This window comes from Rhodopseudomonas sp., assembly GCF_013377015.1.
In the GTDB taxonomy this organism is placed as follows: Bacteria; Pseudomonadota; Alphaproteobacteria; order Rhizobiales; family Xanthobacteraceae; genus JARJEH01.
Genome location: NZ_JACABA010000002.1, coordinates 942,312 through 955,802, shown reverse-complemented (window position 1 = coordinate 955,802; position 13,491 = coordinate 942,312). Strand labels below are relative to the sequence as shown.

General features: G+C 60.4%; 13 protein-coding genes. 8 read left to right on the top strand and 5 right to left on the bottom strand.

The window, feature by feature from the left end; all coding sequences use genetic code 11:
- Positions 1–246: 246 nt before the first annotated feature.
- The 5 genes from dapA to HXX15_RS12895 all read right to left on the bottom strand — a co-directional run bounded on the left by dapA (position 247) and on the right by HXX15_RS12895 (position 3,044).
- Positions 247–1,200, bottom strand: coding sequence for a 4-hydroxy-tetrahydrodipicolinate synthase (dapA, locus tag HXX15_RS12915; protein WP_296516465.1), 954 nt, complete (start codon positions 1,198–1,200; stop codon positions 247–249).
- Positions 1,201–1,239: 39 nt separating this feature from the next.
- Complete coding sequence (locus tag HXX15_RS12910) at positions 1,240–1,680, bottom strand: hypothetical protein (RefSeq protein WP_296516464.1); 441 nt, start codon at positions 1,678–1,680, stop codon at positions 1,240–1,242.
- Between the two features lie 29 nt (positions 1,681–1,709).
- The gene (locus tag HXX15_RS12905) at positions 1,710–1,988 is read right to left on the bottom strand and encodes a hypothetical protein (RefSeq protein WP_296516463.1); all 279 of its coding nucleotides are present in this window, start codon (positions 1,986–1,988) and stop codon (positions 1,710–1,712) included.
- A gap of 172 nt (positions 1,989–2,160) precedes the next feature.
- On the bottom strand, positions 2,161–2,445 hold the full coding sequence (locus tag HXX15_RS12900; protein ID WP_296516462.1) for a hypothetical protein: 285 nt from the start codon (positions 2,443–2,445) through the stop codon (positions 2,161–2,163).
- A gap of 20 nt (positions 2,446–2,465) precedes the next feature.
- Positions 2,466–3,044 carry a hypothetical protein gene (locus HXX15_RS12895; RefSeq protein ID WP_366558584.1) on the bottom strand — a complete coding sequence of 193 codons (579 nt, stop codon included), beginning with the start codon at positions 3,042–3,044 and terminating at the stop codon, positions 2,466–2,468.
- A gap of 408 nt (positions 3,045–3,452) precedes the next feature.
- Between HXX15_RS12895 and HXX15_RS12890 the strand changes: the two genes are divergently transcribed.
- The 8 genes from HXX15_RS12890 (at position 3,453) to HXX15_RS12855 (ending at position 13,423) form a co-directional block, all read left to right on the top strand.
- Positions 3,453–3,542, top strand: a complete 90-nt coding sequence (locus HXX15_RS12890; RefSeq protein WP_296516461.1) for a K(+)-transporting ATPase subunit F — start codon at positions 3,453–3,455, stop codon at positions 3,540–3,542.
- A 69-nt stretch (positions 3,543–3,611) separates the two neighbouring features.
- Entirely contained in the window at positions 3,612–5,315 is a 1,704-nt protein-coding gene (kdpA, locus tag HXX15_RS12885) for a potassium-transporting ATPase subunit KdpA (RefSeq protein ID WP_296516460.1), read from the top strand.
- A 25-nt stretch (positions 5,316–5,340) separates the two neighbouring features.
- Positions 5,341–7,461: a potassium-transporting ATPase subunit KdpB gene (gene kdpB / locus HXX15_RS12880; protein ID WP_296516459.1), complete on the top strand. Its 2,121-nt coding sequence runs from the start codon at positions 5,341–5,343 to the stop codon at positions 7,459–7,461.
- Positions 7,462–7,472: 11 nt separating this feature from the next.
- On the top strand, positions 7,473–8,072 hold the full coding sequence (locus tag HXX15_RS12875; RefSeq protein ID WP_296516458.1) for a K(+)-transporting ATPase subunit C: 600 nt from the start codon (positions 7,473–7,475) through the stop codon (positions 8,070–8,072).
- A 36-nt stretch (positions 8,073–8,108) separates the two neighbouring features.
- Positions 8,109–10,832, top strand: a complete 2,724-nt coding sequence (locus HXX15_RS12870; protein ID WP_296516457.1) for a sensor histidine kinase KdpD — start codon at positions 8,109–8,111, stop codon at positions 10,830–10,832.
- Complete coding sequence (locus HXX15_RS12865; protein WP_296516456.1) at positions 10,829–11,551, top strand: response regulator transcription factor; 723 nt, start codon at positions 10,829–10,831, stop codon at positions 11,549–11,551. Before HXX15_RS12870 ends, HXX15_RS12865 begins: the two co-directional genes overlap by 4 nt.
- Positions 11,552–11,588: 37 nt before the next feature.
- On the top strand, positions 11,589–12,029 hold the full coding sequence (locus HXX15_RS12860) for a PTS sugar transporter subunit IIA (protein ID WP_296516455.1): 441 nt from the start codon (positions 11,589–11,591) through the stop codon (positions 12,027–12,029).
- A 104-nt stretch (positions 12,030–12,133) separates the two neighbouring features.
- On the top strand, positions 12,134–13,423 hold the full coding sequence (locus tag HXX15_RS12855) for a hemolysin family protein (protein ID WP_296516454.1): 1,290 nt from the start codon (positions 12,134–12,136) through the stop codon (positions 13,421–13,423).
- Positions 13,424–13,491: the final 68 nt, after the last annotated feature.

The following is a 13,491-nucleotide window of genomic DNA, read 5'->3' as shown; positions in this document are numbered from 1 at the left end:
AGTTGAGGAGCTTAACGTGTCTGAGGTTCCGTTTCGTACAGCTTCTGCAATCGCTTCATTTTTCTGGAACGCCGGCAGGGCTCTGGTGAAATTCCTGGGGCCATCCTGGGACGGGTCTCGTACGAAATATCGACCGGAAAGCCACTATATGCGCGGGCGCGGACCAAAGTGGCGCGAAAAGAATAACGAAGATCGCGGACGGGGAGTGAGCGCATAGTCCCCGGTTTGCATGATTGGCAATGGAGATCATTTTCGCTGGTGGCGGACTATCCGGGGCGTGCGGGTGTGCTGCTCACTCCAGCTTCCCTGCATCGCCGCGTGGTGCAGGTCCCAGTCACATAACGCGGCAATTGCTTTAGCGACCATGATTTTCGAGGCCCGGTCCGGTTCGACCAGCGGCAGCCGGAGCCCAGGTGCCATCAATCCCAGCAGGCTCAAGGCGTATTTCGTGCATGCCGGCGTAGCGTCCTGTGACAGCGCTTCGGTGGCGGCTGCGAGCCGTGAGCCGAGGGCTCTGGCGGTTTGCAGATCTCCCAAGCTGCAGCGTTCATAGAGGGTCTTGCAAAATTCGGGGGCGATATTGGATACGCCTGAGAAGCAGCCATCGCCACCGCTCACCAGATGCGCCAACGCGGTCGAGTCTTCGCCGGAGAGCATCTTGAAGTGGCCTGGCAGGACAGTCTTCAGCCGCAACAGACGGGCGATGTCTCCGGTATCATCCCGCAGCCCGACGATTTGCGCTGTCTTTGCCAGTTGTCCGATCGCCTCGTCAGACAATTCGCGCGCGGTGCGGCCCGGGGCATCGTGCAGAATGATTGGCAACAGGGTCGACGTCGCAATAGCCTTGAAGTGAGCGACAATTCCGGCCTGCATCGGCTTGTTGTAGTACGGCACCACGGACATGACGGCGTCGGCGCCGCTGGCTTCGGCCCGCATGGTGAGATCGATGGCCTGGCTGGTCGAATTCGATCCGGCCCCGGCAATCACCGCGACGCGCCCGCGCGACAGCCTGACGGCGGCGCGAACCAAGCATTCCTGCTCATCCCGGCTCAACGTTGCGGCTTCGCCCATGGTTTCGCCAACCAGGATCGCGCTCGCACCCGATCCGATCTGGTGCTCGCAGAGCCGTTCAAGCGAATTCCAATCGATTGTCTGATCTTCGTTGAATGGCGTCGGCAGGTCGGCAATGAAGCCAGTCAACCATGGGACCGGGTATGATGCGGATCCTGTCATGGCGCGTCAGGCCGCCTTTGCAATCGAAGCGACATTGCATCGATAGGCCGAGAGCAGGAAGGCCTGCTGGCACCGCACGCCGGCCTCGATCCTGAATCTAAGCTGGTCGAGTCTCGTACGCACACGTAAGCTCAGCCCCTTTTCTTCGGAGTCGATCGAAACCACGACGGATGCAGTGGCATCCAGTAATGGTGAGACGCGAGCCAGCGAGGCTTCCAGCGCCTGATGGGAGCGATCTCCCGCGATCAGCGCCGCGGAATAGCGTCCAAATTGAACGCCGGAGCCCACGATCGAACAACGGGCGAACCCGCGCCGGTGCAAATGCCGGTGGATCTGAACACTTTCACTGCCGGCGACGGCGATCCGGTGCGAACGTGTCAGTCGCGCAAGATCGATCATGATGTCGACGGCTTGTTGCCGGGGGGTTGCGCAAGGGTCCAGTGTCATGTGGGTGTTCTCAAATGAAATGGCTCGATTCACGCAGCGCGGCGCTCAATCGGGATGCGGTCGTGCGGAGCCGCGAGATCGGGAGCAAGCGTAGCGCTGTTCGAGTGAAGTTCCAGAATATGGGCAGCGTCGAAAATCGCGTCCGGACGATTGCCGTTTTCAAACAGGGCAAATTTAACCGCCGCAGCCCGGCTGACAAACAGGCCGCCAAACAGTCCATTCTGTTCGCGCGCAACCCAACGGCCCCGATCATTTTTCCCGATCAGAACAATGTTGGAGCTGCACGACGGAGGTTCGGTCTGTTTCACAACGGGTCTCCTGCGGGTCTGTTTGTTGTTCAATTGCATTCCCAATTCGGGATGCGTCCAATATGTTCGGAATGGCATATAGATGCGAGATCGGGGCGGCGCCTATTGCATAGGAACGATGTGGGGAAATCTTGAGATCAATAAGCGGTCGGCCATAGCCAGGAAGAGCAGGTCAGACGGCATGGACCTGGCGCATGGTGAAGATTAGCGCGTAGAACAGGCCGTAGACGGCGGCTTCATCCCAGTAGGTGAGCGCGGAATCGAAGGGCTTTTCGCTTCGAAGCGTTGCTGCGGCAAGACAGAAGAGGATCGAAAGCATCAGCAGTGCAGCCAGCGTACGGCCAAACTCGTTGCCGCCAAGTGCCGCAAAGAGGCAAAGGATCACCATTCGGATGCAAAAGCGCCCGATCACCTGAATCGATTTGAGGTCATTGAGCGCGACAGGCCGATCAGCCATTTATCGAATCCGCAAGCAGGTCATGCATAGTTTTCGCAGCACAATGGTTCGGACCAACCAGAGCGCGATTGCGGGACCGATGGCCGGCCTGGCATGCGCGACACCTCGACTTGCCTGGCTGCTTCGAGGTAGGTGCCGAGAATGGCCAGCGTGAGATCGGCATGGCGGGCTTCGACCGCTTGATCCAGCCAGTCCGGAAGCTCGCGCTGCCGGGACAATGCGCAATGCCATTCGCCTTCGTCATAGGCGATGCGGCGCAGCTTCCATTGCGGCAGTTCCAGTTCGATCACCGCCAACGCTGCCTCGGTGAAAGCGCCGTCGTCGATCAGTCGATGCAGCCGCTCCGTGCCGGACGGCTTCGGCGGCGAGGGACGTCGGCTGGTTTCCGTGACGACCAAGGACAGCAGTCCGGACGAGGCACTTTCGGCGGCGCTTACCTTGATGGCTATCGCCTCCAGTTGGTCTAATCGCGAATGGTGAGAGAACATGGCGTGCTCCCGAAGCACCAGGCCGCTCTGTTGCGGCCGCAGCTTCTCAAAATGCGATAAGGCGCGTTGGAATTCGAGAGGGAAGGACGCATCAAGAAATATGAGGTCCATAAGCGTCTCGAGCGATTGTGTGTCTGGCCGCCGGCTCGGTGTTTTGGAAACCCGCGCAAAGATCGGTTTCGGGCATTCCGGCGGGAAACCGCTCGACGGTCGAAAATGGCTTGCAAGTAGGGTCTTGCGACCTTCTTCAGGCTTTCGCTTATGAAATTCCTATAACGTTGCTATCGCACCAACCTCGAAAAAATATGCTCCATCGGGCACATCTGCGCCACGTGCGATGCCGTAGGAATCGCGCTTCGATTCACTTGCGACCCGATCGGCCCGATGCCATCGGTTCGCTGACGGAAACCGCAAGGAGCACCCCATGTTGGATATCGTCATGCTGGCCCTCGGTCTGGGCTTCTTTGCCTTGTCGGTGGGCTACGCTTTCGCCTGCGAACGGCTTTGAGGAGCGCGACCATGACCTTCGACTATTCGCTCGCCGCCCTGATCTCCGCCGGGCTCCTGATTTATCTCACCTATGCACTGCTCCGCCCCGAGCGCTTCTGATCGCGTGATCCGACCGAGCGAGCGACGCCGTTCGGACCTCACCGTGCAAAAATCAAAAGGCTGATCCCCATGACAATCATTGGCTGGACTCAAATTCTGCTGTTTTGCGCGATCATCGTCGCGCTGGTGAGGCCGCTGGGCTGGTATATGACCCGCGTCTTCAACGGCGAATGGACGTTTCTCTCTCCGGTACTGCGGTCCGTCGAAACCGGCCTTTACTGGGTCGGGGGCATCGATGCCAAGCGCGAGCAGCATTGGCTGACTTACACGGTAGCGATGCTGCTGTTTCATGTCGGCGGTTTCCTCATTCTTTATGCTCTGCTGCGGCTGCAAACAGTCCTGCCGTTCAACCCGGCCGAACAGTCGGCGGTGGCGGAGGATCTGTCCTTCAACACCGCGATCAGCTTCATCACCAACACCAACTGGCAAAATTACGGCGGTGAGAGCACGCTGTCCTATCTGAGCCAGATGCTGGGTCTGACCCACCAGAACTTCCTGTCGGCGGCTACCGGCATTGCACTCGCGGTTGCTCTGGTCCGCGGATTCGCGCGGTCATCGGTTCGCACCATCGGCAATTTCTGGGTCGACGTCACCCGCGCTACGCTCTACGTGCTGCTGCCGATCTGCATCGTCTATACGATATTCCTGGTCTGGCAGGGCATTCCGCAGACCTTGGGCGCCTACGTGGAGGCGACGACGCTGGAGGGCGCGAAGCAGACCATCGCGGTCGGGCCGGTGGCGTCGCAGGTCGCGATCAAGATGCTCGGCACCAATGGTGGCGGCTTCTTCAACGCCAATGCGGCGCACCCGTTCGAAAATCCGACCGCGCTGTCCAATTTCGTCCAGATGCTGTCAATCTTCTTGATTGGGGCGTCGCTGACCAACGTGTTTGGCCGCATGGTCGGCAACGAGCGCCAGGGTTGGGCGATCCTGGGCGTGATGGGCGTGCTGTTCATCGTCGGCGTCGGCGTCACCTATTGGGCCGAAGCCAATGGCACAGCCGCGCTTGATGCTTTGGGCCTCGCTGGCGGCAATATGGAGGGCAAGGAAGTCCGGTTCGGCATCGTCGCCTCCGCCCTGTTTGCCGTCATCACCACCGCTGCATCCTGTGGCGCGGTCAATGCGATGCACGATAGCTTCACGGCGCTTGGCGGCATGATCCCGCTGATCAACATGCAACTCGGCGAGATCATCATCGGCGGCGTCGGTGCTGGCCTCTATGGCATGCTGCTGTTCGTCGTGCTGGCGATTTTCGTCGCCGGCCTGATGGTTGGCCGTACGCCCGAATATGTAGGCAAGAAGATCGAGGCCCGCGAGGTCAAGATGGCGATGCTGGCGATCCTGGTGCTGCCCTTGATGTATCTCGGCTGGACCGCGGTCGCGGTGGTGTTGCCGTCGGCGGTGGCGTCGATGGCCAATGCCGGCCCGCATGGCTTTACCGAGGTGCTTTATGCCTTCACCTCGGCGACTGGCAACAACGGATCGGCGTTCGGTGGGCTCACCGGCAATACGCTCTTCTACAACCTGACGCTGGCGAGTTCGATGTTCGTCGGCAGGTTCTTCATGATTGTCCCCGCAATGGCGCTCGCAGGCTCGTTGGCCGGCAAGAAGTCGATTCCGGCTTCCGCAGGCACGCTTCCGACCACCGGCGGCCTGTTCATCGGACTCGTCGTCGGGGTGATCCTGATCATCGGCGGACTCACCTTCTTCCCGGCGCTGGCGCTCGGGCCGATCGTCGAGCACCTCGCGATGAACGCCAACACCCTGTTCTGATCGAACTCATTTCGGAGTTACTTCAATGGAAGTCGTCCAAAAATTGAACAAGCGTATGCCGGTATCGGCGATGCTCGATCCGAAGATCGTGATCCCGGCGATCGGTTCGTCGTTCGCCAAGCTCGATCCCCGGCTGATGATCAAGAATCCGGTGATGTTCGTGGTCGAGGTCGTCGCCGCGCTTACGACGGTGATCTTCGTCAAGAACGTCGTTACCGGCGGCGCCGATCTTGCCTTCACGTTTCAGATCATCCTGTGGCTCTGGTTCACGGTGCTGTTTGCTAATTTCGCCGAGGCAGTCGCGGAAGGCCGCGGCAAGGCGCAGGCTGAATCGCTGAAGAAGACCCGGACCGAAAGCCAAGCCAAACTCCTGACCGGATCGGACAAGACGTACAAGCTCGTGTCCGGCACCAGCCTCAAGGTCGGCGACATCGTACTGGTCGAGGCCGGTGACAACATCCCCTCGGATGGCGAAGTGGTCGAGGGCGTGGCCTCGGTCAACGAAGCAGCCATTACGGGTGAATCCGCCCCGGTGATTCGGGAGTCCGGCGGCGACCGCTCGGCGGTCACCGGCGGCACGCAGGTGCTGTCCGACTGGATCCGCGTCCGCATCACCGCGGCACAGGGATCGACCTTTATCGATCGCATGATCAAGCTGGTGGAAGGCGCCGAACGGCAGAAGACGCCGAACGAGATCGCGCTCAATATCTTGCTCGCAGGCCTGACGATCATTTTCGTGTTCGCGACCGTCACGATCCCGAGCTACGCGGCCTATGCCGGCGGTTCGATTTCGGTGGTGGTGCTGGTGGCGCTGTTTGTGACGTTGATCCCGACCACGATCGGCGCGCTGCTGTCGGCGATCGGCATCGCCGGCATGGACCGGCTGGTCCGCTTCAACGTCCTGGCGATGTCCGGCCGAGCCGTCGAGGCCGCGGGTGATGTCGATACGCTGCTGCTCGACAAGACCGGAACCATCACGCTCGGCAACCGCCAGGCGACGGCGTTCCGGCCGGTGCGCGGCGTCAGTGAAGAGGAGTTGGCGGATGCCGCGCAACTCGCATCATTGGCCGACGAAACGCCGGAAGGCCGATCGATCGTGGTTCTGGCCAAGGAGAAACACGGCATCCGCAGCCGCGACATGGCGGAACTTAACGCAACATTTGTCCCATTCACGGCGCAAACGCGCATGAGCGGCGTCGATGCCGGCCATTCGTCCGTCCGCAAGGGCGCGGTGGACGCGATTCTGAACTACGTCAGCGGCGGCGGAAAAACCCAGGCTGTTGCATCTGGCAACACGGTCCGGGCAATGCAGTCGGCTGGCATGAGCGATGTCGCCCGCGAGATCAACGTGATCGCCGACGAGATCGCGAAAGCCGGTGGAACCCCTCTCGCCGTTGCAAAGGACGGCCGCCTGCTCGGCGTCGTTCACCTCAAGGATATCGTGAAGGGCGGCATTCGCGAACGCTTCGCCGAACTGCGCCGGATGGGGATCCGGACCGTGATGATCACCGGCGACAACCCGATGACCGCCGCCGCGATCGCCGCCGAGGCCGGCGTCGACGATTTCCTGGCGCAGGCGACGCCGGAAGACAAGCTGAAGCTCATTCGCGACGAGCAGGCCAAGGGCAAGCTGGTGGCGATGTGCGGCGACGGCACCAACGACGCACCCGCGCTCGCTCAGGCCGACGTCGGCGTCGCGATGAACACGGGGACCCAGGCGGCGCGCGAGGCCGGCAACATGGTCGATCTGGACTCCAACCCGACCAAACTGATCGAAGTGGTCGAAATCGGCAAACAACTGCTGATGACCCGCGGCGCGCTGACGACATTCTCGATCGCAAACGACGTGGCGAAGTATTTCGCCATCATCCCGGCAATCTTCCTTGCCTTCTACCCGCAGCTCGAGACGCTCAATATCATGCATCTGGCCAGCCCGCAGAGCGCGATCCTGTCAGCGATCATCTTCAACGCGCTGATCATCATCGCGTTGATCCCGCTGGCGCTAAAGGGCGTCGCCTACCGGGCGATCGGCGCCGGCGCGCTGCTGCGCCGCAACCTGATGATCTACGGCGTCGGCGGCATCATCATTCCATTCATCGGCATCAAGGCGATCGACCTCGCGATCACCGCCTTGCACCTCGTCTGAGGAGACAGATCATGTTGAAAGAAATTCGTCCCGCGATCGTCATCCTCGTGGTGTTGACGGCCATTACCGGACTTGCATACCCGCTGGCCATGACCGGGGTCGCCGGGGTCATCTTCCCCAAGCAAGCCGCGGGCAGCCTGATCGAACGCGACGGCAAGGTCGTGGGATCAGCGCTGATCGGCCAGGAGTTCAAGGACGACAAATACTTCCACGGGCGTCCGTCCGCCACCTCGGCGCCGGACCCGGCCGACTCGACCAAGACTGTTTCGGCGCCCTACAACGCCGCGAATTCCAGTGGGTCCAACCTTGGTCCCACCAGCAAGGCGCTGAATGATCGCGTCAAAGAAGACGTCGACAAACTTAAGGCCGAGAACGGCTCGGCCTCGGTTCCGGTCGATCTCGTGACCACGTCGGGCAGCGGCCTCGACCCCGATATCTCTCCGGAGGGGGCGCTGTTCCAAGTGCCGCGCGTCGCGAAGGCGCGTAATATGTCTGAAGACGCCGTCCGCAAGTTGGTGGCACAGCAAACCAGCGGCCGGCTCGCCGGCCTGCTTGGCGAGCCGCGCGTCAATGTTCTCGCTCTCAACCTGGCGCTGGACGCGTCAAAATAGCGACCAGCAGGCTGGAGCAAATCCGAGTCGATCCCAATGGCGACAAATGCCCGAGCCCCCGATCAACGACCCTCGCCGGAAGCCTTGCTTGAGGCCGCCCGGCGAGAGGAAAGTCAGTCCGGCCGCCTGAAGATCTTCGTGGGCGCCGCTCCTGGCGTCGGCAAGACCTATGCCATGCTCAAGAATGCGCGAGCAAAGGTGAAGGCCGGTATCGATGTTGTCGTCGGCGTGGTCGAGACACATGGACGACTGGAAACCCAGGCGCTTGTCGATGGACTTGAAGTCGTCCCACGCAGACGGTTTGAATACCGCGACCAGACGATCGACGAGATGGATCTCGACGCGCTAATCGCGCGTCACCCGAAAATTGCGCTGGTTGATGAACTCGCCCATACCAATGCGCCGGGAAGCCGTCATCCGAAACGCTATCTCGACGTCGAAGAGTTGCTGAGCCACGGCATCGACGTCTACACCGCCGTCAACATCCAGCACATCGAAAGTCTCAACGATGTCGTCGCCCAGATCACTCATGTCCGGGTAAGGGAGACCGTGCCGGACTCGGTGTTCGATCGCGCGGATGCGATCGAACTCGTCGATCTGACGCCTGACGATCTGATCCAGCGACTGAGGGAAGGCAAGGTTTACGTTCCGGCCCAGGCCGAACGCGCACTGGATCATTATTTTTCTCCCGGCAACCTGACGGCGCTCCGAGAACTGGCATTGCGGCGCACCGCGGAACGCGTCGATGAGCAGTTGCTCACGCACATGCAGGCCAATGCCATCTCAGGTCCATGGGCCGCGGGTGAAAGAATACTGGTCTGTATCAGCGAGGATCTGCGTTCTGCGGGTCTCGTTCGCTACACCAAGCGGTTGGCCGACAGGCTGCGCGCGCAGTGGACCGCGATTTCGATCGAGACGCATCGCAGCCTTCAATTGACCGAGGAGGAACGAGACCGTCTGGCCAATACGCTGCGGCTCGCCGAAACTCTTGGCGGTGAGGCGCTAATCTTTCCGGGCACACAACGTCGAATTGCCGATGACATCCTGACCTTCGCACGTTCAAACAATATCACCCAGATTGTCACCGGGAAGGCGAGACGGTCCTGGTTGTTCGAATTGCTGAGAGGTTCCCTCGTCCACGACCTCGTCCGCCACGCTGGCAATATCAGCATCCATGTCATCGCTGGCGACGACTTGGAGTCGGCCCCAGTGCCAGTCAGGGACGTCCGTACCGCCGAGCGGTCCAAGTCGCTCGATCCGGTGCCCTATCTGATGGCGCTTCTATTTGCCGCCATAGGCTTGGGGATAGCCGAGCTGATCCAACCGTTCTTTGGCATCGAAAACGTCGACCTGGTGTTCCTGACCGCCGTCGTGGGCGTCGCGGTTCGCTACGGTCTGTGGCCGTCGATATTTGCAAGTGTGGCGGCGTCGCTCTGCTACAATTTCTTCTTCCTCCCACCAATCTACACCTTCACCATTGCCGATCCGACCAACATTGCGGCGTTCTTCTTCTTCATGTTGATCGCATTCCTGATCTCCAACGTAGCGGCGCGTGTCCGGGGGCAGGCGACCGCAGCGGCCGAGCGAGTGAGAACCACCGAGTCGCTCTACTCCTTCAGCAGGAAGCTGGCCGGCACGGCTACAATGGATGACGTGCTCTGGGCAACTGCCTATCAGGCCGCGCTAATGCTCAAGGTGCGTGTCGTTCTGCTTCTGCCTGAGGAAGGCACCATTGCGGTCAAGGCCGGATATCCGCCAGAGGACGAGCTCGACCTCGCCGACATCGCCGCGGCAAACTGGGCGTGGGCCAATGATCGGCCGGCCGGCCGCGGCTCCGACACCCTGCCGGGCGGAAAGCGTCTGTTCCTGCCGATGCGCACGGGTCGCGGGCCGATCGGCGTGATCGGCATCGACAACGACAAGACAGGGCCACTGCTGACCCCGGATCAGCGCCGGCTGCTGGATGCGTTGATGGATCAGGGGGCGCTGGCGATCGAACGGGTAGGCCTTGTCGAAGACATGGACAGGGTCAAGCGCACCGTCGAAACCGACAGGTTGCGGTCGGCCTTGTTGACCTCGATCTCTCACGATCTGAAGACTCCGCTGTCGTCGGTTCTGGGCGCCGCCAGCACGTTGCGGGCATTGTCGCCGAAACTATCCGACGCCGAACGATTGGACCTGCTGACGACGATCATCGATGAATCCGAGCGCCTGAACCGGTTCATCGCCAATCTGCTGGACATGACGAGGTTGGAATCCGGCGCCATCGTGCCCAACACCGCTCCTCACGATCTCGGGGAGGTCATTGGAAGCGCTCTTCGGCGCGCTGGCAAGATTTTGTCGCATCATCGCGTTGAGCTCGACATTGCGCCCGAACTGCCAATGCTGGAACTTGATGCTGTGCTGTTCGAGCAGGTACTGTTCAACCTGCTGGACAATGCCGCGAAATATGCGCCCGAACAGACCACGATTGGCCTCAAGGCCTGGCGAGCGGATCGGCACGTGATGCTGCAAATACTGGATGAAGGCGAGGGTATCCCGGTCGATGATCTCGACAGCGTGTTCGACAAGTTCTATCGCGCCCAGAAAGGTGATCATGTTCGCGCTGGCACTGGTCTCGGCCTCGCCATCGCGCGAGGGTTCGTCGAGTCACTGCATGGCACGATCGCGGCGGCCAATCGCACCGATCGTAGCGGGGCCGTGATGACAATCGCGTTGCCGGTTCCGATCTCGACGCGGTCATTGGATACGGCTGCATGAGTAGCATCCCGCTCAAGATCATGATCGTTGATGATGAACCGCCGATTCGGAAGCTCCTTCGGATGGGGTTGGGCACGCAAGGGTACGACGTGCTGGAAGCATCAAATGGCAAGATCGCGCTGGATCTTCTGAAACAGGATCCCGCGCTAATCATTCTTGATCTTGGACTGCCCGACATTCAAGGCCATGATCTGCTGCGCATGATCCGAGCTCGAAACGACAGCGTTCCGATCGTCATTCTATCGAGCCGCGGCGACGAGGCCGGCAAGGTGCAGGCGCTGGATCTTGGCGCTGACGACTACTTGACCAAGCCGTTCGGGATGGACGAACTATTGGCGCGCATGCGCGCGGCGCTCCGGCATCAGTTGCAGGTTCATGGCGAGCGGCCGATCTTTCGGTCTGGAGAACTGTCGGTGGATCTGGTTCGGCGCGTCGTCAAGGTCGGTGACAAGGATGTCAGGTTGTCGCCGAAGGAATACGAATTGCTCAGGATCCTGGTGCAGCATGCCGGCAAGGTATTGACGCACAAATTCCTGCTCGGGGAGCTGTGGGACCCCTCGACCGACGCGCAGTATCTTCGGGTCTATGTCCGGCAACTTCGACAGAAGATCGAAGTCGACCCGGAACGCCCGCAATTTGTCCTCACCGAAACCGGCATCGGGTACCGGCTGCGCGCGCCGGATGAAGTTGTCCGATCTGCCCTCCCGTCTGAGATCTAACCCCATGATTTCGACAACGCAACTTGCTGGACCTGTCATGAACATTTCGAACTTGCTGTCGCCGGCCGATGTCCTGCTCGATCTTCGAGCCGGAAACAAGCTCCAGTTATTGCAGGATCTGGCGAATAGGTCGGCGCTGAGCCTCGGTCTCGATGCCGAAAAAGTGGTGCCCTATCTGCTCAAGCGAGAAGAGCTCGGTTCGACCGGAATAGGACGCGGCGTGGCCATTCCGCATGCGCGGCTGCCCGATCTGCAACGACCATATGGGCTGTTGGCAAGACTGAGGCAGCCCATCGAGTTTGATGCGATCGACGGCGAAGCCGTGGACATCGTATTCGTGCTCTTGTTGCCGGCGAGCGCCGAAAATAGACAGCTTGGTGCGCTGGCATTGGTGGCTCGTACCCTCAGATCGTCTGAAACTCTGAGTCGGATGCGCCGTGCGAAAGATGCATCCGAGCTTTTCGCTGCACTTGCCTAAGTGGCCACAGAGCGCGCTCATCCGGTTCTCTTCAGCGGGTTCGCCATGGGCCAAGATGGGTTTTCTGTCGGGGACAACGCCGATGGGTCGATAGATCGTCAAAGATGTTGATCCTCGAAGTCATTGTCGTTTTCGCGCTGTTCGTGCTGAATGGATTCTTCGCGATGGCCGAGCTTGCCATTGTGTCCTCGCGCCGTGCTCACCTGGAGCGCCTGGCGAAAGAGGGGCAGCCGGGAGCGCTGGTGGCCATCGCGCTTGCCGACGATCCAGCGCGGATGTTGGCCGCGGTTCAAATCGGCTTCACCACAAGCGCGACGCTCGCCGGAATCTTCAGTGGTGCGACACTCGCCGAGCGACTTGAGGAAGCGTTGTTGGCGGTTCCCGTGCTGCATGACTATGGCAAACCACTGGCTATCGCCATCATGACGATCGGCGTAACCTACACCGCGCTCATTGTTGGAGAACTCGCGCCAAAATACATCGCGCTGAGCAATCCGGAGCCGATCGCGATACTGGTCGCGCGGCCGCTCGCGGTGGTGGCGAGGACCGCCGCGCCGGTGGTCTGGCTGCTTAACGCATCGACCCGTGTTATTCTTCGTCTGCTCCGCTTACGCCCACAACTGAAGCGCCCCGTAACCGAGGATGATATCCACTACCTCGTGGCCGAAGGCGCGCGATTGGGCGTCATCCACGCGGTCGAGCGCGACATGATTGAGGGCGTGCTCGACCTGGCCGATAGCCCGGTGCGAGCGATCATGACCCCTCGTCCGCATGTGCAATGGGTTGACGTCAATGTCAGCCAGGAACAAATCATCAGCCGGATCCGTTGCTGTCCGCATGCTCAACTGCTGGTTTGCCGCGGATCGATCGATGAGGTGGTCGGCATTGTAAGAAAACAGGATCTCGCCGACCATCTATTGGATGGAAGATCGCTGGATGTGAAGGAAGTAACACGGCCTCCTCTGATCGTCCATGAGTCGACGCCCATCTTGCGAACGCTCGATCTGTTCCGAAAAACGCCGGTTCACACCGCCATCGTGGTGGATGAGTTCGGAGCCCTTCAGGGCATCGTCACCCGGACCGATTTGTTGGAGGCGGTCGCCGGTGATTTGCCCAAGATCGACTCGCCGACAAAGCCAAGAATTACGCAACGTGAAGATGGATCATTCCTGCTCGACGCCTTCATTCCCTTCGCCGAGGTGATGCAGTTGATCGGGATCAGCGACGCGCAGTCTGGCGATTACGTGAGTCTGGCCGGCTTCGTTTTGTCGCAACTGCACGAACTGCCAAGACCGGGAGACCATTTCACCTGGAACGGCTGGCGATTTGAGGTAGTCGATACCGATGGACGGCGGATCGACATGATTCTATTGCAGCGCCAGCTGGCTCAATGATGAAAACAGCTAATCATTGACAGGCAGCCTTCTGTTGTTCCCTCAAGAGTTCTTCCGGGCAACGCCTG

What these genes read in the sequence shown, in the direction of transcription:
- HXX15_RS12910 (WP_296516464.1), bottom strand. Translation starts at nt 1,680, where the DNA reads ATGACACTGGACCCTTGCGCAACCCCCCGGCAACAAGCCGTCGACATC.
- HXX15_RS12900 (WP_296516462.1), bottom strand. Translation starts at nt 2,445, where the DNA reads ATGGCTGATCGGCCTGTCGCGCTCAATGACCTCAAATCGATTCAGGTG.
- HXX15_RS12895 (WP_366558584.1), bottom strand. Translation starts at nt 3,044, where the DNA reads ATGGACCTCATATTTCTTGATGCGTCCTTCCCTCTCGAATTCCAACGC.
- HXX15_RS12890 (WP_296516461.1), top strand. Translation starts at nt 3,453, where the DNA reads ATGACCTTCGACTATTCGCTCGCCGCCCTGATCTCCGCCGGGCTCCTG.
- kdpA (WP_296516460.1), top strand. Translation starts at nt 3,612, where the DNA reads ATGACAATCATTGGCTGGACTCAAATTCTGCTGTTTTGCGCGATCATC.
- kdpB (WP_296516459.1), top strand. Translation starts at nt 5,341, where the DNA reads ATGGAAGTCGTCCAAAAATTGAACAAGCGTATGCCGGTATCGGCGATG.
- HXX15_RS12875 (WP_296516458.1), top strand. Translation starts at nt 7,473, where the DNA reads ATGTTGAAAGAAATTCGTCCCGCGATCGTCATCCTCGTGGTGTTGACG.
- HXX15_RS12870 (WP_296516457.1), top strand. Translation starts at nt 8,109, where the DNA reads ATGGCGACAAATGCCCGAGCCCCCGATCAACGACCCTCGCCGGAAGCC.
- HXX15_RS12865 (WP_296516456.1), top strand. Translation starts at nt 10,829, where the DNA reads ATGAGTAGCATCCCGCTCAAGATCATGATCGTTGATGATGAACCGCCG.
- HXX15_RS12860 (WP_296516455.1), top strand. Translation starts at nt 11,589, where the DNA reads ATGAACATTTCGAACTTGCTGTCGCCGGCCGATGTCCTGCTCGATCTT.
- HXX15_RS12855 (WP_296516454.1), top strand. Translation starts at nt 12,134, where the DNA reads ATGTTGATCCTCGAAGTCATTGTCGTTTTCGCGCTGTTCGTGCTGAAT.